The 25,228-nt window shown below is 69.0% G+C and carries 21 protein-coding genes; 15 read left to right on the top strand and 6 right to left on the bottom strand.

Features of this window, described 5'->3' with window-relative positions:
• Nucleotides 1-160 precede the first annotated feature (160 nt).
• Nucleotides 161-760, bottom strand: a complete 600-nt coding sequence (locus AB0J91_RS01085) for a TetR/AcrR family transcriptional regulator (RefSeq protein ID WP_363862682.1) — start codon at nt 758-760, stop codon at nt 161-163.
• A 63-nt stretch (nt 761-823) separates the two neighbouring features.
• Here AB0J91_RS01085 and AB0J91_RS01080 point away from each other — a divergent pair, with 63 nt between their 5' ends.
• A complete protein-coding gene (locus AB0J91_RS01080) occupies nt 824-2,062 on the top strand; it encodes an NADH:flavin oxidoreductase/NADH oxidase family protein (protein ID WP_363862679.1) in 1,239 nt (412 codons plus the stop codon).
• A gap of 28 nt (nt 2,063-2,090) precedes the next feature.
• Complete coding sequence (locus AB0J91_RS01075) at nt 2,091-3,293, top strand: saccharopine dehydrogenase NADP-binding domain-containing protein (protein ID WP_363862676.1); 1,203 nt, start codon at nt 2,091-2,093, stop codon at nt 3,291-3,293.
• On the opposite strand, the gene AB0J91_RS01070 is transcribed toward AB0J91_RS01075, so the two are convergent.
• Entirely contained in the window at nt 3,280-4,110 is an 831-nt protein-coding gene (locus AB0J91_RS01070; RefSeq protein WP_363862673.1) for a helix-turn-helix domain-containing protein, read from the bottom strand. The genes AB0J91_RS01075 and AB0J91_RS01070 overlap by 14 nt on opposite strands.
• Before the next feature lie 728 nt (nt 4,111-4,838).
• Entirely contained in the window at nt 4,839-5,804 is a 966-nt protein-coding gene (locus AB0J91_RS01065) for a PDR/VanB family oxidoreductase (protein WP_363862670.1), read from the bottom strand.
• 1,110 nt (nt 5,805-6,914) lie between these two features.
• Between AB0J91_RS01065 and AB0J91_RS01060 the strand changes: the two genes are divergently transcribed.
• From AB0J91_RS01060 to AB0J91_RS01015, 10 genes are all read left to right on the top strand, one after another.
• The gene (locus AB0J91_RS01060; protein ID WP_363862667.1) at nt 6,915-7,709 is read left to right on the top strand and encodes a hypothetical protein; all 795 of its coding nucleotides are present in this window, start codon (nt 6,915-6,917) and stop codon (nt 7,707-7,709) included.
• A 698-nt stretch (nt 7,710-8,407) separates the two neighbouring features.
• Nucleotides 8,408-10,687: a copper oxidase gene (locus AB0J91_RS01055; protein WP_363863007.1), complete on the top strand. Its 2,280-nt coding sequence runs from the start codon at nt 8,408-8,410 to the stop codon at nt 10,685-10,687.
• A gap of 155 nt (nt 10,688-10,842) precedes the next feature.
• Nucleotides 10,843-11,721, top strand: a complete 879-nt coding sequence (locus AB0J91_RS01050) for a DUF1775 domain-containing protein (RefSeq protein WP_363862664.1) — start codon at nt 10,843-10,845, stop codon at nt 11,719-11,721.
• The gene (locus AB0J91_RS01045; protein WP_363862661.1) at nt 11,718-13,478 is read left to right on the top strand and encodes a copper resistance protein CopC; all 1,761 of its coding nucleotides are present in this window, start codon (nt 11,718-11,720) and stop codon (nt 13,476-13,478) included. The genes AB0J91_RS01050 and AB0J91_RS01045 overlap by 4 nt, the downstream gene beginning before the upstream one ends.
• A 62-nt stretch (nt 13,479-13,540) precedes the next feature.
• Nucleotides 13,541-15,349, top strand: coding sequence for a PepSY domain-containing protein (locus AB0J91_RS01040; protein ID WP_363863004.1), 1,809 nt, complete (start codon nt 13,541-13,543; stop codon nt 15,347-15,349).
• Nucleotide 15,350: 1 nt separating this feature from the next.
• Entirely contained in the window at nt 15,351-16,403 is a 1,053-nt protein-coding gene (locus tag AB0J91_RS01035; RefSeq protein ID WP_363862658.1) for a lytic transglycosylase domain-containing protein, read from the top strand.
• Nucleotides 16,404-16,444: 41 nt separating this feature from the next.
• A complete protein-coding gene (locus tag AB0J91_RS01030; protein ID WP_363862655.1) occupies nt 16,445-16,966 on the top strand; it encodes a DUF2231 domain-containing protein in 522 nt (173 codons plus the stop codon).
• A 14-nt stretch (nt 16,967-16,980) separates the two neighbouring features.
• Complete coding sequence (locus tag AB0J91_RS01025; protein ID WP_363862652.1) at nt 16,981-17,421, top strand: Rieske (2Fe-2S) protein; 441 nt, start codon at nt 16,981-16,983, stop codon at nt 17,419-17,421.
• A 109-nt stretch (nt 17,422-17,530) separates the two neighbouring features.
• Nucleotides 17,531-18,325: a serine protease gene (locus AB0J91_RS01020; protein WP_363862649.1), complete on the top strand. Its 795-nt coding sequence runs from the start codon at nt 17,531-17,533 to the stop codon at nt 18,323-18,325.
• Between the two features lie 129 nt (nt 18,326-18,454).
• Entirely contained in the window at nt 18,455-19,192 is a 738-nt protein-coding gene (locus AB0J91_RS01015) for a winged helix-turn-helix domain-containing protein (RefSeq protein ID WP_363862646.1), read from the top strand.
• A gap of 299 nt (nt 19,193-19,491) precedes the next feature.
• Here AB0J91_RS01015 and AB0J91_RS01010 read toward each other — a convergent pair whose 3' ends face one another.
• From AB0J91_RS01010 to AB0J91_RS01000, 3 genes are all read right to left on the bottom strand, one after another.
• Nucleotides 19,492-19,941, bottom strand: coding sequence for an Rrf2 family transcriptional regulator (locus AB0J91_RS01010; protein ID WP_363862643.1), 450 nt, complete (start codon nt 19,939-19,941; stop codon nt 19,492-19,494).
• 81 nt (nt 19,942-20,022) lie between these two features.
• Nucleotides 20,023-20,607, bottom strand: coding sequence for a hypothetical protein (locus AB0J91_RS01005; RefSeq protein WP_363862640.1), 585 nt, complete (start codon nt 20,605-20,607; stop codon nt 20,023-20,025).
• A gap of 102 nt (nt 20,608-20,709) precedes the next feature.
• On the bottom strand, nt 20,710-20,988 hold the full coding sequence (locus AB0J91_RS01000; RefSeq protein ID WP_363862637.1) for a hypothetical protein: 279 nt from the start codon (nt 20,986-20,988) through the stop codon (nt 20,710-20,712).
• A 228-nt stretch (nt 20,989-21,216) separates the two neighbouring features.
• Between AB0J91_RS01000 and AB0J91_RS00995 the strand changes: the two genes are divergently transcribed.
• The 3 genes from AB0J91_RS00995 to AB0J91_RS00985 all read left to right on the top strand — a co-directional run bounded on the left by AB0J91_RS00995 (nt 21,217) and on the right by AB0J91_RS00985 (nt 25,194).
• A complete protein-coding gene (locus AB0J91_RS00995; protein WP_363862634.1) occupies nt 21,217-22,599 on the top strand; it encodes a PepSY-associated TM helix domain-containing protein in 1,383 nt (460 codons plus the stop codon).
• 148 nt (nt 22,600-22,747) lie between these two features.
• Nucleotides 22,748-24,163, top strand: coding sequence for a glycoside-pentoside-hexuronide (GPH):cation symporter (locus tag AB0J91_RS00990; RefSeq protein WP_363862631.1), 1,416 nt, complete (start codon nt 22,748-22,750; stop codon nt 24,161-24,163).
• The gene (locus AB0J91_RS00985) at nt 24,163-25,194 is read left to right on the top strand and encodes a LacI family DNA-binding transcriptional regulator (protein WP_363862628.1); all 1,032 of its coding nucleotides are present in this window, start codon (nt 24,163-24,165) and stop codon (nt 25,192-25,194) included. Before AB0J91_RS00990 ends, AB0J91_RS00985 begins: the two co-directional genes overlap by 1 nt.
• Nucleotides 25,195-25,228 lie beyond the last annotated feature (34 nt).

The raw sequence follows: 25,228 nt of genomic DNA, 5'->3' as shown, positions 1-25,228 counted from the left end.
GGCGCACGGTTGCGGCCGCGCCCGGGTCGACACCGCGAATGTCCGGCTCGCCTGCTGTTCCAGGGGGTGTGGGCCCCATCCCGAGGGGCCCGCACCCCCTGTTCCCACGGACATGGGGCGTGCGCCAAGGCGAGGAGGCGGCGGAGCACGGCGGAACGGCTCAGGTGCGTCGTCGGCTCTTGGTCTTGCCCTGGGTCGTCATGATCGCCAGGAATGCCGAGCGCACCCGCTCGGCGATCTCCTCGGGGGAGTCTGCCGAGAGCTTGCCGTCGAGGTGCAGGAACGCGAGGCCGTGCGCCAGGCTCCAGCCCGCGTTCGCCAGCGCGGTGGTGTCCGACTCGGAGGTGACGTTCGCCAGGGCCTGCGCGAGGAGTTCGTGCAGCTCGTCGGCGGCGTTGACGCGTTCGTCGTCGGTGTTGTCGCACGGGTTGCCGAACATGAGCCGGAACAGGGCCGGTCGCCGCATGGCGAAGTCGACGTAGGTGACGCCGAATTCCGCGAGGTCGGCGATCGAGGTGGGCAGGTCGCGGCCGTCGGTCAGGTCGTGCTTCAGGTCGCCGAAGCCCTGGACGGCCAGGGCGGCTTCCAGGGCGTCGCGGTCTGGGAAGTGCCGGTAGGGGGCGGTGGGGGAGACGCCTGCGTTCCGGGCGACGGCGCGCAGCGAGAAGGTTTCCCCGTTCTCGAGCATCTGCATGGCCGTGGTCAGCAGCGCCGCGCGCAGATCACCGTGGTGGTAGCCACTCTTCTCGGATGTTGACACTGCTTACTTCCCTCCCTAGTGTCGCGTTAGCACTGTAAACATACCGCACGATCCGGAGGATCGATGTCATCCACCCTCTTCACGCCCCTGACGCTGCCGAGCGGGGCCGTCATCCCGAACCGGTTGGCGAAGGCCGCGATGGAGGAGAACATGGCCGTCGCCGGGCAACTGCCCGGTGACCAGCTCATCCGCCTCTACCAGCGGTGGAGCCGGGGTGGCGCGGGACTGCTCATCACCGGCAACGTCATGGTCCACGCCCAGGCGCTCACCGGGCCGGCAGGCGTCGTGCTCGACGAGTACTCGCCGTTGGAGCCGTTCCAGCGCTGGGCCGGTGCGGCCCGGGAGAGCGGGGCGAAGGTGTGGATGCAGATCAACCACCCCGGTCGTCAGGTCATGGCGAACATGCCGGGGGTCGTGTGGGCGCCGTCGGCGATCCGGGTCGACATCGGCAGGAACAGCAAGCGGCTGGCGCAGCCGGTGGCGATGACGTCGGCGCAGATCGAGGAGACGGTCGCGCGGTTCGCCACCACCGCGCGCCGCGCCGAGGCCGCGGGGTTCGACGGGGTCGAGGTCCACGCGGCGCACGGCTACCTGCTCTCGCAGTTCCTCTCGCCGCTGTCCAACCAGCGCACCGACGAGTGGGGCGGCACCCTGGAAAACCGTGCCCGTCTCCTGCTCGAGTGCGTCCGCGCGATCCGAGCGCAGGTGGACCCGGGGTTCGCGGTCGCGGTCAAGCTCAACTCGGCCGACTTCCAGCGGGGCGGCTTCGACGCCGACGACGCGAAGAAGGTCATCGAGCTGCTCGCCCCGCTCGGCGTCGACCTCGTCGAGTTGTCCGGCGGCAGCTACGAGAGCCCGGCCATGACCGGGCAGGCCGCTGACGAGCGCACCCGCGCGCGGGAGGCCTACTTCCTCACCCTCGCGGAAGATCTCGCGCGGACCAGTTCGCTGCCGCTGATGCTCACCGGCGGCATCATCCGGCGCCCCGTCGCCGAGGAGGTCCTCGCCAGCGGCATCGACCTGGTCGGGATGGGCACGGCGCTGGCCGTCGATCCCGACCTGCCGAACACGTGGCGCGCGGATGGCGAAGCCAGCGTCGAGCTCCCGCCGGTCCGGTTGAAGGACAAGGCCCTCGCCTCAGCGGCCGGCATGGCACGGGTGCGCTACCAGCTCCGCCGCCTCGGGCGAGGTCGTCCCGCCCGGCCGGGCGTCAACCCGGTCCTGGCCTACCTCCGGGAGGCGCCACTCCGGCACACTGCCCTGCGCCGCTACCGCACCTGGCTGCGGACCGGACTCGCCTGACCCGCTGCCCGACCTCCCGGAGGAGACCATGCCCGACCGCACCTACGACTTCGTCCTGTTCGGCGCCACCGGATTCGCCGGTGGGCTCACCGCCGACTACCTGGCACGTCACCTCCCAGCCGGGGCGCGCTGGGCGCTGGCCGGTCGCAACCCGGCCAAACTTCGAGCAGCACGGGATCGGCTCGCCGAGGCGCATCCTGACGGCGCGCACGTCGAGCTCGTCGAGGCCGACGCGACGGACGCGGACGCGCTCCGCGAGGTCGCCGAGTCGACGCGTGTCGTGATCACGACCGTCGGGCCCTACCTGGAGCACGGCGAGCCGCTCGTGGCCGCCTGCGCCGCTGCCGGCACCGACTACGTGGATCTCACCGGAGAGCCCGAGTTCGTCGACCGGATGTACCTGGCCCACCACGCCACTGCCGCGCGCACCGGTGCCCGCATCGTGCACGCCTGCGGCTTCGACTCCGTCCCGCACGACTTGGGCGCCTTGTTCACCCGTCGGCAACTGCCGGACGACGTCGCGGTGACCATCCGCGGCGTCGTGCGCAGCAACGCCATGGTCTCCGGCGGCACCTTCCACTCCGCGCTGGGACAGTTCGCGCGGATCAGGCAGATGCGTCGGGCGATGAAGGAGCGCAACGAAGCGGAGCCGCGCCCCGAAGGTCGTCGTGCACGGGTGAAGTCGGACAGGCCACGGCGTGACGGGTACCTCGGACTGTGGCTGCTGCCGTTGCCGACCATCGACCCGTTCATCGTCCAGCGCTCGGCCGCGGCGCGCGCCGACTACGGCCCGGACTTCACCTACACCCACTGCGCGGGCGTCAAGAACCCGGCCACGATCGCCGTGGCCGCAGTGGGTTTCACGGCTCTGATGGGAGCCGCTCAGGTTCCGCCGCTGCGGCGGCTTCTCGCTTCAAGGCTCCCACGAGGGGAGGGCCCCTCGCAGCAGAGGCGTGCGCGCTCGTGGTTCACCGTGGACTTCATCGGAGAAGCCGACGGCCGCACGGTGCGCACGCGCGTCGGCGGCGGCGACCCCGGTTACACCGAGACCGCCAAGATGCTCGGCGAAGCGGCCATGTGCCTGGCCTACGACGACAACCCACCGACCGCCGGTCAGGTCACCACCGCCACGGCCATGGGCGAAAACCTCACCCGACGACTGATCAACGCCGGAATCACGTTCAGCGTGCTCGACCCCGTCACCGGGAAGCCCGGACTCAGCCAGCGCTGAGGTGCAGGGCGATCGGGTGGTCGTGGGGTGCTGACCACTCCTGCAAGGTGGTGCGGTGTTCGGCCGGCCAGTGGCAGACGATCGCGTTGAGCGGGCCGTTGAGCTGGTGCTGCAGCCCGATCAGGAACCGGCCGGCCTGATGTGCGTCGAAGGGCCCGAGCTGTGCGTGGAACAGCACGACGTTCCGGTGCGAGATGGCCTGCAGGACGTTGACGTCGCCGAAGTGATCGCGAAAACCGTTCATGAGGTTGCGCTTGTGGTGGCTGTGACCGGGCGGTGGTGTGTGCGGCCTGCTCCAGACGATCCACGCGACCTTGGCTCCCGGGATCCACCACTGCGGTTCGGCGTTCGTCGCTCGCCACGGGGGCACGACCGTGGCGATGCGTGTGCGCACCATGTCCTTGAGGAGCGCCTCGTCGATCAGACCCCAGCGCGCGAGGTACTGACCGACGGTCGCGGGACTGAGGAGCACTTGGAACTCGCGGTGGACGAGGTCGGAAACCGCCTGCCTGCTCCACAGCTCAGCTCGGAGGCCGTGCGAATCCGGCGTTCCCCGGGTGATGGCGCGGATCGTCCACTCCTGCTGCCGCGTCGACAGCGCGAGCTGCTCGCCAGGACGTCGTCCCCGCGTCTTCGCTCGGAACGAGTCCTCACCGCTGCTCCGGAAGGCGCGCACCCACGCGCCGACGGTCTTGCGGGACACACCGAGCAGGCGCGCGACGTCGGATTGCGATGCTCCCGACTCGACTGCGGCAACGGCTCGACGACGGATCTCCTCCAGCGCTTCGGGGGAGAGCTTGCGTGCGTCCCGTGCCATCATCCTCAAGCCTTCAGCATTGGTCATTCGATGGCTCACATCCCAGCTACTCGTCGTTCGGGAACTCGCCGACGATGGATCTGGCGAGATGACGGCGTTCCTGGCGCTCTCGTGCGAGCACTGTGGACGATGACTAGGGTCGGCTGCGGGCCGCGCACCGCTTCACGGTCGCTGCACTGACGAAAACCCGGCTCCGGTGAAATTACCCGACCGGTTGCTCCCGAATGAACGGCCTGCTGTTAATTGTCCGTCAGCTCCGAATCAAGCGGGATGGATGATCGACGTGATGCGCGGTCACCTGAATCGGGGAGAAGTGTTTCTCGTCCGCATCCCGAAGTGCGCGCGTCGACGCGGAGAACGCGCAGGCCCGGGGCCGGTGGTGCCGTGGGGGAGGGCGGAGTCGGGTGGCACGCATTTGCCCCCATCCGGTGTTCGGGCACTCCGGGGTCGGTGGCGCACCGGAGGTGGCCGTGTGGTGCCCGAACTGCGGAAACGCCGTTCCGGAGGATCCGTTCGCCGATGTGGCGAGGCGGTTAACAGGATCCGGCGGACACGCTGTCCGCAGGGGGCGTGTCCACCGGATCCCGTGAAAGCCCGGTCCGCACTCCAGGCCCTTTCCACGGTACTGAGTCATCGGCCGGTTTCCTGTGCGCGAGCTGTGAAGATGCCCGAAAGTCGCTGAGCCCCCGCGCCAGAGGGGCGGCGTGGGGGCTCAGCGGGTGATCCGATTACAGGTCGAGGATGAGCCGTGTCCCGCACGTGCGTGACACGCAGATCATCATCGTCCGGTTCGCTGCGCGTTCGGCTTCGGTGAGCAGCGAGTCGCGGTGGTCCGGGACGCCGTCGAGCACGGGAGTTTCGCAGGTGCCGCAGATGCCCTCCTGGCATGACGACAGCACCGGCACGCCCGCGTCCTCGGCGACCTCGAGGATCGAGCGGTTCTCCGGCACGGTGAGCGTGAGTCGCGAACGCGCGAGCTCGACCTCGAAACCACTGGTCGGAGCATCGACCTGGGTGGCCTTGAACCGTTCGAGGTGCAGCGCGCCGCGGCGTCGCGACGGGAAGCGGCTCTCCACCTCCGCGAGCAGGGACTCCGGGCCGCAGCAGTAGACCGCGGTTCTGCGGCAGGCCCCCCGGAGCAGGGTATCGAGGTCCAGGCGGCCGGTTTCGTCCTCCGGGCTCAGGCCGACCCTCGGCCCGTAGCGGGTGACGAGCTCGTCGGCGAATGCCATCGTGTCGCGGGACCTGCCGCCGTAGGCGAGTCGCCAGTCGGCTCCCGCCCGGTCGACGGCGTCGATCATCGGCAGGATCGGCGTGATACCGATGCCGCCGGCCAGGAACAGGTACTTCTTGGCCCTCACCAGCGGGAAGTGGTTGCGGGGACCGCGAATCCGCAGCAGGTCGCCCTCGGCGAGTTCGCGGTGGACGTAGTCGGACCCGCCTCGGCCGTCTGGTTCGCGCAGCACCGCGACCTGCAGCGTCGAGCGGTCGGCGGGGTCCCCGCACAGCGAGTACTGGCGCACCAGGTCGTCGCGCAGCACGATCTCGATGTGGGCGCCGGGTTCCCATTCCGGCACGGGGCCTCCATCGGGATGGCGCAAGGTCAGCCGCACGACACCGGCGGCGAGGACGTCTTTGCGGTCGAGCTGGACCTTGAGCTCCACCTCGGTTCTGGACAGGGCGCCCGTCGTCATCAATGCCTCCTCAGTGAGATACCGCGTTCCGCGCACGACCTGTGGGCGGTGCGGAATGATTCGCGGTTTCCCGGATTCGAATGCCGCCACGGTTGGCGCGCGGATCGGCGTCGATGACGCCGCGCGAATGAGTGGTGTCGGAATGGCCGGCCAGGTCATCGTGACACGGGGACAACGTTCTGACCAGCAGCGTTCGACGTCTTGTGGCTCTCCTTTGCGCTTCGCGTTCACCTGTCCGAAACACGCGCGTGCCAAGCGTTCCCGCAGGTCAGCGGGCTCACGGGCGAGTGGTGACGTGCGAGGTCGTTCCTGGGTGTAAGCGGGGGTGCGATGAACGGGCGGCGAAAGTGGTTCCACGCTTCGCGATGGGTGAATTGACGGGCGTTTCGACAAAATGCGTCGTTGTCGTGCCTATCAGTCCGATGTGCATGATCGCTTCGGTTGTCACAATTCTGCGTGGCGTTCGGATCCGGAATGCCGATGGAGCGGCCTGTTTCACCTGCGCGGAAATCACATTGCCAACATGAATTCATGCGACGATGACGGGTGCGAAACGCCGGGGACACACGTCGTGCGACGCGTTCCAGCGTTCACCAGGTGGTGGCGAGGACCGATCCGCGGCGTGCGGCGATCTGGCACGCCCCAGGTGCCGAAGCGCTCATCCATAACCGGACGATGTGACGACCGGTCGCGCGTGACGTTGCGATCGGGTGAGAAACCGCGCCGTGCAGCGAGACGGAGTGTTTTCACGACGGGTTTCGCCGCCACCGACGGTCCTGGCGCGCGAGAAATAGGTTCCACCCGGCGAGCCGGGGTCAGCGGTGGGGAGCGCCGGGTTGTGAACTATTTGCCGGACACCGCGTTCGGCGTGGTCCGTCCGCAACCCCGTCCACGATCGCCGATCCGTCGAGAAATTGCTGGTCAGGGGCGCGTCCCGGGTAAGGAAACGAGCGCGAAACACGCATCGATGATCGATGTCACGGTGATCTGGGCACCGCCCGGGGGACGTGCCACCATTGCTCGGTCCGCGCTGAGCTCCCAGGCTCGCACCGGCGCATGTGGATTTGCTGAGAACAGGCGAAGAAAGCGCCTTGAGCGGGAGGGGAAGGCATGGGACTCCGCCGTCACCTGACGTCCGGCGCGCTCGTGCTCGCGGCCTTCTCCGCCACGCCCGCGGCCGAGGCGGCTGAACCCGCTGTCGTCCTCCCGACCTGCTCGGCGGTCGTCGAGGGTGCCCCTGGTACCGAGGTCATGGTGCTTCCGCAGGCGTTGGTCGAGCCCGTCGCGACGGCCGTGCAGGGTGTCGTCGGCCTGCCCGGGGTGGCCGAGGCGTTCCGGGCGGAGTGGAGCGCCGCGCCGCCGATCTCGGTGGGGCGGATCGGCGAGGGGTACCTGTCCGGCGGACGCATCGCGGACGCCGTGATCGCGCGCCTGGCAGAGATCCCCGCCGCACGTGCGGTCTTGGGCGGGTTGGCCCCGGTCGTGCACGCGACGTTGAGCCCGGTGTGCGGAATCGTGACGCACGTGGAACTTCCCGACCTGCCACGTCTCCCGCTCGGCCCTCCGCCCATGCCGCCCCAACCGGCGGAACCGCCTCCGCCTCCGGCGGCGCCGCCCCCGCAGACCGCGAAACCCCTGGCTGCCGATGAGGTGGGGGCCGGCGCCGTGCCACGCGCTGAGCAACGCGCGCCGCAGGAGTGGCCGTGGGCGGCGGGACGTCGTGTCGTCGGGGATCTGGAGCCGGGATCCGGAGAGCCGGAGATGTCGGCCGCGCGCACCGAGCTGACAGCGAGTCGTGCGGACTCCGCTGCGGACGAGAGGTCGTTGTGGCTCTTTTTCGCCGCTGCGGTGCTGTTAGCCATCGCGGTCGGGAGCTGGACGCGCTACCGGGGTGGACGAGGGTAGGGAAAGCAAATCGCGTGGTCGCCTGAATTGGGGTTCAGGCGACCTCGAATCGTGTTTTCCGCGCGCTCTCCCGATCTCTTCGCGTCATTTTCTCGAGGCTCGCGCGAGCGCGCCTGAACAATGGGTTCGCGGAAGTGCGTGATCATGGTGACGCGGTCTCGGCGGACCCTTGATCTTGCGTGTGCGCAACGGTGACCAGCTGGTATGCGCCGACCCTGCGCGTGGGAACTATTTCTCTGAGGCTGGATTCAATTTCTTTCACGTGTCACGTGATGCATTGTCTTCTCTTCTGATCACCGAAATTCCGATTGTCCGGTGAGGGTCGTTTTACATTCGATTTACCGGTTGATCGTTTCGCTGGGATCGGCGGCGTGCTTAACTTTTTTCGTTCGATTGATGTCGAGCATGACCCGCCGATCCGGAAACGAATTGACGATACCCGTGTGGCGCAGGGCTGCCCGGGTTTTCCGAACCGAGGATTCGGAGAGGTGCGGTCGTTCCTCCGGAAGAAGTGTCGGACCGCCGGGGTGCTGGGACCCAACGAGCTTCGTCCCGACACCGCCGAACCGGCGATCTTCGCATCGCACGGATCAGAGAGGGATCACATGTCCGCAGAATCTCCTCCGGGAGCCCGAAAATGGCGTGGCCGCCTGAAAGCGGCCGCGGCGGTGGTGGTCGCCACCGCCAGCGCCGGAACGATGGCCGCGGTGCCTGCGGCTGCTCAGCAGCCGGTCGGCGCAGGTCCGCTGCCGGTGACCTTCCACATCAAGGATGACAACGGGAAGTGGTTCGACTCCGGCCTGAACCTCTTCGGCGGTCAGTCGCTGGCCGTCGCCGAGCTGCCTCGGGTGGGCACGTCGGCCGCCGACGGTTCGATCATCCCGAGCGTGCCTGATGGTGCGCTGCCGGGCCTGCCGGGCCTGACTGGGTCGGTCTCGCCGCAGAAGGCCACGTCGCTGACCAACATGGATCAGGCCGAGGGGCTGAGCGGCCTCGTGAAGGGCGTTGGCCAGCAGGTGCCGGCCTTGGGGCAGACGGGTCAGAACCTGGCCCAGATGCTCAACCTGGACAGCACCTTGAAGACGGTCAAGGAGATCGGGGTCTCGAACCCGAAGGCTCTGCCGACTGCTCTGAAGGCCGAGCGTCTGCTGGGCTCCTTCACCCAGCAGGTGGCCGGGCTGCCGGTCGACGCGCCGATCAACCTGAACCAGTTGCCGGTCGGGGTGGATCTGCAGGGCGCGCTCAACGAGTTGCAGACGTTCGCGGTCAAGGGCCCGCCCGTGACGGTGAAGTTCGTGGTGGACCCGAAGGAGTCGGAGGGTCTGCGCAACCCCATGGGCCTGATCGCCCCTGAGGGTGCGCAGGGCTTTCCGTTCATGGATCCCAAGGGAGCGTTCTTCGGTGAGAAGCAGATCCAGCTGACCGAGCCGGGCCTGTACGCGTTCGCCGACATGGTGTCGCCGTACATGCTGGGTGCGGTCGTGGTGGATGACCCGTTGACGATCGGGCTGGACTTCGGCAAGCGCTCGCAGATCAACTCGCGCGAGCTCAACGTGCCGTCCCACTCCGACATCGTCAACCGGTTGGTGAACGCGTTCTTCAACATCACCAACCCGAACAACTGGCAGAAGTTCGACCCGAAGAACCCGGTCAGCTGGAACCCGACCCAGGCGCCTGCCCCGATCCTGCAGTACGACGAGGCGGGCAACCCCATCCTGATCCCGATCTTGGACGCTTACTTCGACTCGAAGTTCAAGTACCCCAAGACGCTCAACCCGGGTGACAAGGCTCCGCCCGTTCCCGGTGTCGGCGAGGTCTGGCTCGACACCGAGATGGAGGAGTTCGGCGAGAAGGACAAGGTCGGCTCCGCCACGCGGATCAACGCCGAGAACTGGAACATCGAGCGCAAGATCGGTGCTCCCGGCATCAACATGAACAACCCGCACAACATGTGGACCGACAAGGACTACAAGTTCCTCTACCAGTCCGAGTGGTTCGACGATGAGATCAACGCCTTCGACCGGGAGACCGGCAAGCACATCGTCAACACCCAGGTCGGCCACAACCCGGCGCACATCATGACCAAGCCGGGTACCGACCAGCTGATCGTCGGTCTCAACGCGGGCAACGAGATCGTCGAGGTCGCTCCGGGCGGTGGCCCCGTCACCAAGCGGATCAACGTCAGCCCGTCCGGGGAGATCCGGCACCCGCACGCGCACTGGCTGTCCTTCGACGGCAAGACCGCGATCACGCCCAACGTCATGACCGACAACGCCTCGATCATCGATCTCGACTCCGGGGCGGTCAAGACGGAGAAGACCGGGCAGTTCCCGATCGCGACCAGCATGACGTCCGACGCGAGCAAGGCCTACACGGCGGACTTCACCGGTCAGTCGCTCACGTGCGTCTCCCTGAAGGAGAACGCGTGCGCCGACGACGGGAAGCTGGTGCACAGCAAGACGATCGACCTGTGGGAGAACTACAGTCCGATCGGTGGTCCGGCTGAGGGCAAGCCCTTCGGCGGTCTGTCGATCCAGTTGCCGGTGAGCCCGGACGACAAGGCCCTCGTGGCGGCGAACGTGCTCTCGCAGACGGTCTCGGTGGTGGACCCGAAGACGGACAAGGTCGTCAAGGACCTGCCGTGTTCGGCGGGCTGCCACGGCATCAACTTCGGTGCCAAGAAGGGCGGCGGCTACTACGCCTACGTGTCCAACAAGTTCGCCAACGTCATGCAGATCATCGACGTCGATCCGAACATGGACGGCAACATCGCTGATGCGGCCGTCGTGGGCACCAAGACGCTCGACGCCACCGCGGACACCGAGGTCGACGGCACCATCACCGGCGCGTCCGGAATGGGCGGTCAGGGTGTCCTCGCGATTCCGCTGGTCTACAACGGCTGGGCGCAGCAGAACGCGGGCAAGTGGGCCGAGATGCTGACTCCGCAGCAGCGCGACCCGATCGGCACCGGCAAGTGATCCGGGCCGAGTGAGCCCCCGGGGCCGGGTTCCGGCCCGGCCCCGGGCGGTCGCTCAAGACGCCTCCTGGCTGTGAACGCCTTCCTTCCAACGCTTTCCGGGAGACAGTCATGCCGTGCTGTCCGAAAACCGCCCTGTACCTGGTGGTGGCAGGGGTGATCGCCGTCGATGTCGCGGTGCTGGCGCCGACGCCGGCATCGGCCAGCGTGTCGCTGGTGCCCGACGCGATCGCAGAAGGCGGCACCCGCAGCGTCGCGGTCCGGGTGGTCAACGAGGACGCCGACGCCGTCACCACCCGGTTCGAGCTGCACTTCCCGCGCGACCCGGCACTGCTGGTCGACGCGACGCCGGTCCCCGGTTGGACGGTGACCCGGCGGGACCGCCGAGCGGACCGGCCGGTGCGCGTCGATGACCGGGAAACCTCGGTCGTCACCGACATCATCACCTACAGCGGCGGGAGGGTCCGACCGGGCAACCACCAGGACTTTCCGCTCACCATGGCTCCGCTGCCGGAGAACACCTCGCTGGTGTTCACCGCGACGCAGACGTTCTCGGACGGACGGGTCCTGCGCTGGTCCGCAGCGGCCACCGGTGCCCCGACGATCACGATCGGCGACCCGATACCGCGAGCTCCGGAATCGACGTCACCGGCCGTCCCGGAACTCGGTGCTGGGCCGATGCCCCCTACGGCCGACCGAGGAGAGGCCGCCGCGGTCACGCCTTCGGCACAGCCATCACCGGCACCGGACCCGCAGGCGGTCGCATCGGCACCTCCTCCCACCGAACGCGTTCTGGCCGGAGACCCCGCTGTACCGCAGACCGACACGTCGTCGCGCTGGAAGCTCCTCGGACTCGCGACCGCCCTCCCGGTAGCGCTGCTCGCGGCCGTCGGGTCCCTGGCGCTGCGGGCCCGGCGGCGAGAGCGCGGCGACCCCGACGAGCTCTTCGCCGTGTTCGACGACGAAACCGCACCAGCACACGACCACGACGGCGGCGCCGACAGCGCCACCGTCTCGGAGGTGACCTCGCGATGACAGCGATGCTGACCCGACAACGACCTGATCGACGGGACGTCCCGCGCCCACCGATGTTGCGGCGCGTCCTGGCCGCCGTGCTGTTCGTCGCGGTGTGCTGGGGGGCGTTGCTGGCCACGATGCCCGCGCCGCAGGGCAATCCGGTGCTGCGCTCGACCTCGCCGGGCAACTCGGAGAACGTGAAATCACCGGACGAGGTGCTGCTGAGGTTCGACAGGCCCGTGCCCGCCGGGCTGGCGACGGTACGCATCATCAGCCCGCCCGGTGACCAGGTCGTGTTCACCCGCCCCTACAACCCGGCCGGACATGACGACACGGTGGCGGTCGCGATGCCGCCGGTCCGCTACGGCGGGACTTACACGGTCGCGTGGGCGTTGCCGTCCGACCGGCTCGAACAGGTCGCGGGCGCGTTCACCTTCGACCTCGTGATGCCGTCGACGCCGGTGGGTGTTCCCGAGATCGCGGCGGAACACGATCCGTGGGTGACCGGTGCGCACGTCGCGGCACGCGTTGCCGCACTGGGAGCCATGTCGCTGCTGATCGGCGTGGCGGTGTTCGTCGCCGCTCTCCAGCCCGGCGCCGCGAGGTCGAGATCGGTGCGCAGGGTGCTGATCTGGTCCGGCATCGGCACTGCGCTGGCAACGATCGGCACGCTGGTGACCTTTGGCCCGTACGCGGCGTGGGTTCCGCTCGGCGACGCCTTCGACCCTGCCCTCTTCTGGGCGGCTGTGGAATCTCCGACCGGGCACGGGATGCTGGGCAGGCTGGCGCTGCTGGTACCGGTGCTGGCAGGACTGGTGTGCCTGCTGGAGGCCTCTCCGGCGGAGACGCGGCGCGCACGGTTGATGCGCGGGGTCGCCGCACTCGGTGGCGGAGCGGCGCTGGCTGCGACGTGGCCGCTGGCCCGCACCCGCCCGATCGGCACCCCGACGCCGCTCGAGGCCGTCGTCGACACCGCGACGCTCACCGCGGCGGCGGTCGGGATCACGAGCGTGCTGCTGCTCGGCCGCGTGGCGCGCAGGGGCCACCGGGAACAGGAATCCGTTGTGCCGCGGCTCATCCCGGTGCTGGTGGGCTGTTCCGCAGTGCTCGTGGGAACCGGCGGATATCACGTGTGGCAGGCAGTGCGAGATGGCGAACCGGGCTGGCTCGCGATCGGCTTGGTGGCGCTCGCCGTGCTGCTGGTGGTCGTCAGCGCCGTCCTCCGCATCCGGTTGCGACGGCAGCGCGCTCTCGCCGTCGAATCCGTGGAACGGGGATCGGCCGAGCCCCGGACGCTGCGCACCATGGCCGGCGTCGGGATCGGCGTCGCGGCGGTCCTCGTCGGCGCGACCTCGGCGCTCGTGCTCGCGCAAGCACCGGACACCGCCCACGCGCGGAACGACAGCCCCACACCCGCCTCGATCCGGCAGCAGCCCGGCCCGTTCCGGCTCGCCTACGACACCGGCAAACCCGGTGGCCAGGGCTCGATCGACCTGGCGCTGATTCCCGCCGAGGAGAACGGCCGCATCCGGCTCGACACCCACATCACCGTCCTCGACGAAGCCGGTCGCCCGACCGACGCGGTCCGCGTCGCCGGCCTGCTCGCCAGGGAGAAGGGTGCCTCGGCTCCGCTCGCGCTGCGCTCCGGCGGCGGCCCCGGGCACGCGGTCGGCGCGGCGTCGCTGCCCGAACCGGGCAAGTGGGCGGTCGTGCTCAACGTGCGCACCCCCGACGGCGGCGCGCAGACGGTCGCCCAGCCGCTCGACGTGCACTGAGACCAGGCCGGGCGCCCCACCCGACGGGCGCCCGGCCTCCCTGGAAGGAGCCTGCCGTGTCCATGGCGGAAACCGATCGCCCTCCCACCTCGGCGAAGCGCCGCCCGACGGCCAACCCGATGACCGGGCTGCGCCTGGTGGCTCGCCGGGTGCACTTCCTGGCGGGAATCGTGGTCGCGCCGTTCGTGCTGGTGCTGTGCGTGACGGGGCTGATCTACGTCTTCAGCCCGCAGATCCACGACAACCTCTACCACCGGCAGCTGTACGCGAACGCGCCGATCAGCACCCCGCGACCGGTCTCCGAGCAGGTTCAGGCGGCGCTCACCGCACACCCCGAGGGCACCGTCCGCGAGGTGATCACGCCACCGGAGCCCGGCCGAACGACGCGGGTGGTGCTCTCGGTGCCGGATCTGACCGGGCCGGAGGAGGGGCGGACCGTGTTCGTGGACCCGTACACGAACTTCATCAACGGGGAGCTCACGACCGTTGGACATCGGTTGCCCGCGAACGTGTGGCTGCGGGAACTGCACAGCAACCTGCGGCTCGGCGAACCGGGCCGGGTCTACGCGGAACTGGCCGCGAGCTGGCTTCCGGTGATCACGATCGGCGGGTTGGTCGTGTGGCTCGCGCAACCGCGCAGGCGCAACCGGCCGAGCTGGCGGGAACTCCTGCTCCCGGTCGGCGCGCGGGGAGTGCGGGAACCGTGGTGGCGGCTGCGGGCGTGGCACGGTCCGCTCGGCGTGTGGCTCACCCTCGGTGTGCTCGCGCTGTCGGTGTCGGGGCTGGTGATGTCCGAACACGCGGGTGGGCGCGCCGACCAGCGCACCGATCCGGTGTCGATGGGCGCCCCGAGCGTCGCAGCGCTGCCCGCGACCGGCTCGCCTCCCGGACCGCCGCTGCCCGGTGCGCTCCCGGTACCGCCGCCTCCGCCGCTGGAGGTTCCCGCTGCACCCCCGGCCGCGGCCCCACCCCGGACCACCGAACCGGATCCGTCGGGCGGGAACTCGTGGGAGCCGAGCGCGCCAGGGGAGGGGGCGAGCGCGCCGGAGACGCCGCCCAGCGATCCCGGAACGCCGTCCCATGAGCGGCCGGCGCCGCCGGAACCGGAGCCGAGCCCGGTCCCGCCGCCGCAACCCGCGCCGGAACCGCCGCCTCCGTCAGAGCCGCTGCTTCCGCTGATTCCCGGACTGCCGTTGCCCGACCCGTCCGACCTCCTGCCGGGAGTTCTGCCCGAGATTCCGGGATCACCGCTGGCCGCGAGCCCGGAGCCCGCACGGACGACGCAGAGCGCGGCGACCGGACCTGACGCTCAGACCGTTGCCGCGGACATCGGAGTGGACCGCGCAGTCGAGATCGCCGCGGCCCAGGGACTGCGGGGCGAGCTGATCGTGCGACCACCGCACGCCAGCGGCGGCTACGCGGTCGTCGAGCACTCGCCGGGACTGCCGCTGCAGCGGGACAGCCTCGTGATCGAGGCCGCCACCGGGCGGGTGGTCGAGAAGACCGGCTGGGAGGACTACTCGTTCGGCGCCAAGTTCTCGGCGGTCGCCGTCGAGTTCCACACCGGAACGCTGTTCGGTCTCGCCAACCAGATCGTGCTCGCGGTGCTGGCCGTCGGGCTGTTCGCCCTGGTGGCACTCGGATACCGGATGTGGTGGGTGCACAACCCGTATCGCGGACGGTGGGCCTCACTGCCGCCGCCGGTGTGGAGACAGCTCTCCCGGCGCTGGCTGGTTCTCGTCGTGCTCGCAGTGGTCGTGCTGACGTGGGCGCTGCCGGTCTTGGGGGCGAGCCTCGTGCTGTTCGTGCTGGCCGACGGGGCGATCAACACCCTCCGGCGGCGACGCGCGACCGCCGTGGGAGGTGAGTGACGTGCCCACCGGGTTCCTGCTCGATCGCGCCGAGCACCGCACGCGGGCCCGCACCGCCACGGCGTTGTTGGCGGGGCTGTTCGCGCTGGCCGCGGTGGACGGGATGGTGCCGGGGACGGAAACGGCTTCCCGACCCGGCGCCGGCGCGGCACCACCGACGCGTGCGGCCGTGGACGGGGGAACGCCGCTGTTCCTCGATCCACCACCGCCTCTGCCGGCCGTACCGCCCTCGCCCGCACCGGTTCGGGAAGGAGCGTTGGGGATTCCGGCGACCGTGCTGAGCGCGTACGAACGTGCCGCCGCCGTCCAAGCTGTCACCGACTCGAGCTGCGGGCTCACGTGGGCGGTGCTGGCCGGGATCGGACGGGTCGAGTCGCACCACGCGCGCAACGGAGACGTGACGCTCGACGGCACGATGCGCACGCCCATCTACGGGCCTCCGCTCAACGGGACCAGCGGCAACGCCGCCATCCGCAACGGTGGTGGGTGGGACCGCGCGGCAGGCCCCATGCAGTTCATCGCATCGACCTGGGCGGGTTGGGCCGTCGACGGATCGGCTGATGGGCGGGCGGACGTGCAGAACGTCTTCGACGCGACGCTGTCGGCAGGGCGGTACCTGTGCGCGAACGGCACCGACATGTCCACGATGGACGGACTGCGTGGAGCTCTGCTGCGCTACAACCATTCGAACACCTACGTGGACATCGTGATCGGATGGATCCGGAGGTACGAAACCGGTGTCCATCCGGTGCGGGACGGCGCCGGAGTCGACTTGGTGGCGGAGTCCGCCGGATTCGACAGCAACCCAGGTCCCGGAGCCGATCCCGCTGGGCCGGCCCCTGCCCCCGAGCCCGTCCCACCGGAAGGACCGACCGCACCGGCCCCACCGACCGCGCCACCTCCCGAACCACCGGCCGAGTGCGGCCCGGCTCTGGAGAAGGCGCCGGTGCTGTGCCCGGTGGGGACGATGATCGGCGACATCACCGACGGGGTGGGCGCTCTCGTGCCCACCCGGCCCACCGCGCCGTCCCTGGAGATGCCGAAACCGCAGTGATGAACGCTCAGTCCAATGTGGTGTGTCGAAAGGAGAAGAGCGTGGTTCCGAGCCTGCTTCCCACGGGGATCGATGGAATTCCGCTGCACCCGCTCGTGGTTCACCTCGTCGTCGTGCTCGTACCTGCGGCCGCGTTCACCGTGCTCGTTTCAGTGATCTGGCCGGCGGCTCGCGAGCGATTGGGCTGGATCACGCCGGGACTGGCGCTATCAGCGGCGATCAGCGTGCCGATCGCGGAGAGCTCCGGTGAATCGCTGATCGAGGAAGTTCAGGTCTCCGCGCAGACCGCAACCCATGCCGAACTCGCTGAGGGGCTGCTGCCCTGGGTCGCCGGACTGGCCCTGTGGTCGGTGGCCGTCCACCTGTGGGGGCTTCGCGTGCGAGGCGGAACCGGAATCGCAGGAATGCCGAGGCGGCTCGTGGCCGTCGTGTTGATCACCGGCGCGATCGTGTTCAGCGCCGGGTCGACGGTGCAGGTGGTGCGGATCGGCGATTCGGGGGCGCGGTCGGTGTGGACCGACGCCGCCGCAGTCCGGTTCGCCGGGAATGAAGTAGTCCGATGAGGAGGGAACACATCGTGGAGCACGAAACCGGAATTCACGTGGGCCGCCGCACGCTGATCGCAGGCACCGGAGCCGTGGCGGGAGCGTGGGCGCTGACGTCCTGCGCCGATGACGCCGAGCCCGCGGCCGCTCCGGAACAGCCGGCACAACCCGGGCAGATGTTCACGCTCACCACCGTGTCGCAGGTCCCGGTCGGTGGCGTGGTTTCCGTTCCCGGGCCCGACGGCAAGCCGGTGCTGGTCTCGCAGCCGGAACCCGGCACCGTCAAGGCCTTCGACTCGACCTGCACCCACAAGGGCTGCACCGTCAACGCCGGTGAGTCGAAACTCCAGTGCCCGTGCCACGGCGCCGAGTTCGATCCCGCCAGCGGAGCTCCCGTTGCAGGCCCGGCGAAAGCACCGCTGGCAACGGTGAACGTCCACATCGACGAGCAAGGCAACGTCCACGCGGTCTGACACGCGCGTCTCAGCACGGATCTCGTTTCCAACCCCAGTGAACCGCTCCGTCCTCCAGCGCACGGCGATCGCGCCCGCTTCCTGGAGGACGCGGCGGGAGAGGAGTCCCATGAGAAGAACCTCCGCACTGCTGGCCGTCCTGACGGCCGCGCTGCTGGGCCACGGTGTCGCACCGGCGGTGGCCGGCGCATCGGGAGAGCTGATCAACAGCAGTCCGGGAACGCTGGTCACGGGCGGTCACACCGCCACCGAGCAGTACCCCTGGATGGCATCGCTGCAGCGGCAGGGCCAACACAGCTGCGGCGGCTCGCTCGTCGCCGACCAGTGGGTGCTCACCGCCGCGCATTGCGTGCAGGAGGCGAGCCCGGCCGATCTCGGGCTCCGCATCGGAAGCCCGGACCACACCCGGGGCGGGACCGAGCGCGGTGTGTCCCAGATCGTCGTGCACCCGGACTACGCCACGAACGGCCCGAACGGCGACATCGCGTTGCTCAGGCTGGATCGAGCGACCTCGCAGACACCGATCCGGGTCGCCGACAGCTCGGGTGCCACCGGCACCCCGTCCAGGATCATCGGCTGGGGTCTGACCTGCCCGTTGCGGGGTTGCGGGCAGCCGCCCGAGCAGTTGCAGCAGATCGGAACGCAAGTCGCGGCCGATGCGGGATGCGCGCTGGGCGGTGTCGACGGCCCGACTGAGATCTGCACCGGCAGTCAGGAACTCCTGCTCGACAACGCCTGCTTCGGTGACTCGGGCGGCCCGCAGTTGGAAGGTTCTCCCGGCGACTGGCGCTTGACCGGGGTCACGAGCCGACTCGGCAGCGTGGTCCCCGTCTGCGGCACCGCCCCGTCGATCTACACCGATGCCACCGCGTACCGCGAGTGGATCGGTCAGACCATCGGCTGAGGCCACTGCGCCGACCGTTCCGCGCGGCAGCGGTCGGCGCAGTGCCGGCTGCCGCGGGCAGGTCGCGTGCGCGGCATCGCCGGGCGGGGCGCGAGAACGCAGCGACGAATTCCCAGGAGGGAGCTACGAGTGGAATGCGAGAACCGGTTGCACGGCGGCGCCCGAAGCCTGTCCGCGGACGCGTTGCAGAAGTTGCGACGGCAGGTCGTCGCCGAGGTCGAAGCCGGCCTGTCGATGAGCTGCGTCGCCCAGAACCACGGGATCTCCCGCAAATCCGTCGGCAACTGGGTGCGCGAGTACCGCTCGAACGGCGAGCAGGCGTTCGTCGTCCGGAAGAAGGGCAGGCGCGCCGGGTCGCGGATGGCGTTGCTCCCGTCGCAGCAGGGGTGGGTGGTCCAGACGATCTCCGCCGGCCCTCCGGAGCGCGCGGGTTTGCCGTACCTGCTGTGGACGCGACGGGCGGTCGCGGAGTTGATCCGCGACCGGTTCGGCACCAGCCTCGGCCCGGCCACCATCGACCAGTACCTCGTTCGCTGGGGACTGACCACCAAGTCGCTCCCGCCGATAGACCCGGGCGAACTGCCCGAACCGTCAGCCGGGGTGCAGCGGCTGGCAGTCGCCTGGGTGTGCACGCAGCCGATGGCGGATTCCGGTCCCGTCCACGCGCTGCTGGCCGTGACCGGTCGCGGACTGCTCTTCTTCGAGTTGAGCACCCGGCCGTTCGACCGATCGCAACTGACTGATTTCCGACGGCGGCTGCGCATGCAGTTGGGGCGGGCGGTGGATCTCTTCATCAGGGCCTGGCCGCCGGAGGTCGCGGAGTTGCGGGAAGCGCTCTCGGATCCCGGCAAACCCCGAACGGTGTAGGTCAGCAATCGCCGAGCGAGGACGGGTGCGTCGCCTGATCAGGTGCAGGCGACGCACCCGTCGACGCCCGGCTCAGCGAGCCTCGGTGCTGCCTCGGTAGGTTCGCATCCACGCGCGGAGTGCCGGGGATGAGAGCGCGGCCAGGACACTAGAATCCGCAGGCGCTGCGCTGCGGCGAGGTGCGGTGGGGAAGGCGGCGAGCGCCGGCCGAGAGGGCTTCGTGGTCTGCTCGAAAGCTGTCGTGCCTGGTGTCATCCCCGACCTCCACTGTGAATTCCTCGAATGCGGACGAAATCGGCTCAGCCCGCGTCGGAATACGAGGGTTGCCCGAGCCACGTCTCGCGTCCTGTCACCAGGTCTCGAACCGTGAGCGGATCCAGCGATGCGTAGAACGCCTCCTGCGCCACCCGCAGCGCCCCACGCAGTGCGCAAGCGCGCAGCAACGGGCACGGCGGGTCGTCAACGCAGCCGACCACGTCGCCGGAACCCTCGATCTCGCGGACGATCCAGCCCACCGACGCCTTCCTGCCCAGCGGAGTGAGCGTGAGGCCACCGCCGCGACCGCGGCGCGCGTCCACGACCTCCAGGTGCTGGAGCTTGCTGACCGCCTTCGCGACATGGGTGTGCGGCGCACCCACCGCCATGGCCACCTCTTTGGCGGTGATGCGCCTGATGTCATCTCCTTGAGCGAGCCGCAGAACGATTCGCAGGGACAGGTCCGTGAACTTCGTCAACCGCACGAGGAGCACTCTGGGGAAGGTGGATGTCAGATGCGTATTTGCCGAGTGACGGCTTTGTGACGTTCGGTGTTCGTTGCCCGGAATGCTGCCTCAGCTCACGGTGCTGTCCTCGTCGTGCCGGCACTGTTCGCGGGGGCGGAGGAGTTCAGGGCTGTTCTGGCAGTCGCGCAGCGCGAACCCCGCGGCCAATAGGACGAGCGACAACAGCAGGTCGTCGCCCAGATCGATCTCATGCTCCTGAGGTTCTGGACCGTCCAGCAGACCGATCGCCTCGTGGGCCAGTGCGGCGCACTCGGTTCCGATGTGCTCGCGCAGCGCGGCCACTGCCGCACCGGCCAGGCCTTCGTCCGGCGAGGCGTGCAGTGCTCGGGTCAACCGGTTGACCACCAGCACGAACAGCACCGTGCTGCCGAGGGTTTCCGCGATCTCGTCCGGCTCCGGTTCGCCGAGGGCCACGAGGAGGTCGGTCTCCGCGACTCGTCGGGCGAACCGGCGCGCCGGCTCGGCCGAGCGCTGGTCGAGCGTCGCTGCGATCGCGTCCTCCAGGTCGGTGGACAGCAGCTCGACGAGTTCGGACAGGTCGGCCTCGTCGCCGGGTGCGGGCTGTTCCGGGACCACGGCGTGCTCCTGATGCGCGATGTCGTCGGCGGTGAAATGGCCTCCGGTGCCTGTCATGTTCCTCCTGCCGGGCTCGGTGGCCGCGGAAAATAGGTTCTGTTCGAAGCCATTTAAACAACCGCGTCATCGTCCGCCGGTGTCCGAAGTGTGACGCCCGTGCTAAACCCGCTCATTGATGCCGAGCCACCGCGAGCCGGTGTGCGAGCGCTGTTCGCGGAAGGTCGACGAGCGATCGGTGGTCCGCCGGGCAAATTCGTGACATCCAGCGGCCCCGCTGCCGTCGCAGAACGTGCTGGTGGCGGCCGCTTTTGCGCCACACCCGACCGGCGTCTCGGTGTCACTAATTTCGCGATTCATTCCTGAGATTCGAATTGGTTCCGCAGATTCTCCGCAATCGGATGAGAAGGCGCGAACATGGTTTTTACCGGCGATCGACATCGGTGCAACACCTCGCGGCCTAGGGTGCGTTCCGATTCCGTTGTCGACGGCTGGAATCACGAGGTAACACCGAGCACATGAGAATTGACCCAAGATACTGTTAAGGTTTCCTGAGAAGCGCTCGTGCATAGCGTTGTTCATGTCTGGAGACGGAAATGAGCCGGCCCCAGGTGGAGAAGCTCCCTTTCCTCGTTCTGAAGCACTCGTTGAAACAGGAAGGCCCACGCCGTGGTCGTAGGTGAACCCAAAACGATCGAGGTCATCGACAAGGCTGCTCCTGAGGATCGCACCACCCGGTGGGCCGCGCTGCGACCGCTGCTGCTGCGCCTGCACTTCTACGCCGGTGTGCTCGTCGCGCCCTTCATCCTGACCGCCGCGATCACCGGCCTGCTGTACGTGCTCACACCGCAGCTGGAGGAGGCGATGTACGGACAGCAGCTGCACGTGCCTGCCTCCGAGGCTCAGGTGCTGCTGTCGACCCAGGTCAACGTCGCGCGAAACGCACTGCCCGAGGCTGAACTCAAGGCGGTGCGTCCGGCCGCGAGTCCCACCGACACCACGCAGGTGATCTTCACGGCTGAGGATTTGCCGGAGAGCTACTACCGCACGGTGTTCGTCGATCCGCACGACGCCGAGATCCGCGGTGTGCTGGACACCTACGGCAGCAACCAGGCCCTGCCCCTGCGCGCGTGGGTATCGGAACTGCACCGCGGCCTGCACCTCGGCGACCTCGGGCGGATCTACAGCGAGCTGGCGGCGAGCTGGTTGTGGGTGGTGGTGCTCGGCGGCTTCGCCCTGTGGTTCGGTCGGCGGCGCGCGACCCGGAAGTTTCGGATCCGGCCGCCTGGCCGGACGCGTGTGCTGTCGTGGCACGGCTTGACCGGTGCCGGCATCGGGCTCGGCTTGCTGTTCCTCTCCGCGACCGGGCTGACCTGGTCGTCCTTCGCCGGGGGCAACATCGCGAAGCTGCGCGAGGCGCTGTCCTGGGAGACACCGACGGTTGCCGAGGGGCTTCCGATGCGCGTCTCGTTCGAGCAGTCGAGCAGGCGGATCGACATCGGTTACGACCAGGTTCGGCAGGTCGCCATCAACCACGGGTTGACCGGGCGGGTGGAGATCAGCCCGTCGGAGCACATCGGTGCCGCCTACACCGTGCAGGAGATGGGGCGCAGCTGGCCCACCCAGCAGGATTCCGTGGCGATTCACCCCGTGACGGGGCAGATCACCGACAGCGTCCGGTTCGCCGACTATCCCCTGATGGCCAAGCTGTCCCGATGGGGCGTCGACGCGCACATGGGTCTGCTGTTCGGCTGGCTGAACCAGGTCGTCCTCGCCGTGCTGATGATCGCGGTCATCAGCGTGATCATCTGGGGCTGCAGGATGTGGTGGCTGCGCCGCCCCACCCGCGGGTTCGGCAACCCACCGGCGCGCGGCGCCTGGCGCGGACTGCCCGAACCCGTGCTGCTCGGCGGCGTGCTGGTGGTCATCGGTGTCGGCTGCGCGGTGCCACTGCTGGGAATCTCGCTGCTCGCCTTCCTCTGCGTGGACGCACTGCTGGGCATGCGAGCACGCGCTGCCGCCGATGAGGGAGCCAGCAGACCCGTGGGGTGAACGAGTTCGCGACCCGTCGAGCGAGGCCGTCCAACGCCGCTGCACAGCAATTTTCTCCCGGATGCTGGGATTAACCGATTGAGCTTTGAGCTCAAACGTTTGAGTACTTAGCTTCAGTGGAGCTGACTCAATGGAGAGGGCTCCGCAGATGACCAACGTGCACGCCGCACAACAGCGCCCGGTGGTGCGCGCCTTCGGGTGGCGCGACCGGGTCGGCTACCTGTTCGGCGACCTCGGCAACGACTTCACCTTCATCTTCGCCTCGGCTTACCTGACCGTGTACTACACCAACGTCGCCGGGCTCAACGCGGCGCACGTGGGCACGGTGTTCCTGATCGCCAGGCTGATCGACGCGTTCACCGATGTCGGCTGGGGCCGCTTCCTCGACCGGCACACGCCCGGCCGGGGTGGTCGTTTCCGGCCGTGGATCGCTCGTATGGCGATTCCCGTGGCGGTGGCCAGCACGTTCATGTACGCGCCGTTCATCGCCGACTGGGACTACCCGGTCAAGCTCGGCTACGCGGCGGTGACCTACCTCGTGTGGGGATCGATCTTCTACACGACCACGAACATCTCGTACGGCTCGATGGTCTCGGTCATCAGCGAGGACTCGAGCCACCGCGCGTCGCTGTCGGTGTTCCGCGGGCTCGGGGCCAACAGCGCCGGACTGATCGTGTCCTTGGTGCCGCCACTGCTCATCTACGGGATGGTCGACGGCAGGTCGCAGATCGTGCCGTTCCGGTTCTTCGCCACCGCGCTGGTGTTCTCGGCGTGCGCGGCGTTGTTCTACTTCCTGTGCCACGCCGGGGTGCGCGAGCGCGTCGAGGCGCCGGAGCCGGCCGAGCGCCGCGGCTTGGGCCGCCTGCTCCGCGTCCTGGCCGGTAGCCGACCGCTGCTCGTGGTGATCGCGTCGAACATCATCATCATGCTGGCGAGCCTGTTCCTGTCGACGATGGCCGCCTACCTGTGGCTCTACCACTTCAACAACGGCGCGATGTCCGGTCCCGCGCAACTGGCGATGTACGTGCCCGGTCTCCTCCTCGCCCCGATCGCCGCGCGCTTCGCGTCGCGGTTCGGCAAGAAGGAAGTGCTCATCGTCGCGCTGCTCGGCGCGGCGGCCGTCTACCTCCTGCTCTTCGCGCTGCGGGTCAGCGATCCGTGGGTCTTCGTCACGCTGAACCTGCTGGCGGGCTTCGGGATCGGGTTCTACAACCTGCTCGTCTGGGCGGTCATCGCCGACGTCATCGACTCCGAGGAACTGCGCAGCGGTGAGCGCGACGACGGGTCGATCTACTCGATCAACACCTGGGCTCGCAAGGTGGGCCAAGCCGTCTCCGGTGGTATCGGTGGCTACGCCCTGGCGTTCGTCGGGTTCCAGAGCGGCAAACCCGTCCAGAGCGACTCCACGGTCGAGGGGATCTACGCGCTGGCGACACTGGTGCCCGGAGTCCTCTTCGCCGTTGCGGCTGCCGTGCTGACGCTGTTCCCGCTCAGCAGAGCCCGCGTGGCCGCGCAGGCCGCCGAGCTCGACGCCCGACACGGCGCGCGGACCCGGGAGGCATGATGCGACCGACCCTGAAGGACGTCGCGGAGCGCGCCGGCGTGTCGGTTTCGACGGTGTCCTACGTCCTCAACGACTCGTCGAAGGTGGTGCTGTCGGCCGAGACCCGGGCGCGCGTGCGGCGCATCGCCAAGGAGCTCGGCTACATCCCCAACAGCGTCGCCCGGTCGCTGCGCTCCCGCTCGAGCCACATCGTCGGCATGCTGGTGACCAAACCGCTCACCAATCCGCGTTTCGCGGCGATCGTGCAGGGGGCCAGCGTCGCGCTCGCCGAGAAGCGGATGCACCTCACCATCCTCTCCGACCCCGCCAGCGGGGCCTATCTCGAGGACTACCGGAGCGGCAGGCTCGACGGCATCGTGTTCGTCGGCCACGACGACGAAGCGGTGCCCCAGGCCTTCGCCGACGCCTCACGGCTCGAAGGACTGCCGCTCGTCGCGCTCGACTGCGGCGAGCCCGCGGACGACGCCTCGTATTCCACGGTGGACTTCGATTATGCGCGCGGTGCGCGACAGATGATCGAGCACGTCGCCGACCGCGGTTTCCGCGTCGTGCTGCACGTCCAGCCCGAGGTTGCCTCGCGCGCGAACCGGCAGCGGGAGCAGGCGATGCTGCGCGCACTCGCCGAGCACCCGTCGCTGTCCCTCGGGGTCGTCTCGACCGGGCTGACCAGCGAGCGGTTGCGGGAGTTCGAAGCGTCCCCGGCTCGCACCGACGACCACGCGCGCGAGGTCGCCGCGCGAGTCGGCACCGCCATCGAGGCGACGCACGAGAAGCCCGAGGCGGTTGCCGTGGTGTGCTCGTGGGGAGCCGACGTGGAGGCGGTGATGTCGACCCCGCGGGTGCGCGCTGACGGAATCTTCGTCGGCGCGATGGCAGGTGGAACGCCCTCGACGCGCATCTGGCCCAACCTCGCCTATTCGCGCCTGCCTCTCGAACGGGCCGGGGCGGAGAGCGCACGGCTGCTGATGCAGGAGGTCCGCGGTGGTCCCCACGAGCACCTCGTGCTGGACCCCGAGCTCGACGCCTCCTGACAGCACGATGACCGATCAGCGAAAGCAGGAACCG

The sequence above is a fragment of the Saccharopolyspora sp. NPDC049357 genome (assembly GCF_040677225.1).
Classification (GTDB): Bacteria; Actinomycetota; Actinomycetes; order Mycobacteriales; family Pseudonocardiaceae; genus Saccharopolyspora.
This window is presented reverse-complemented; position numbering and strand designations above follow the sequence as displayed.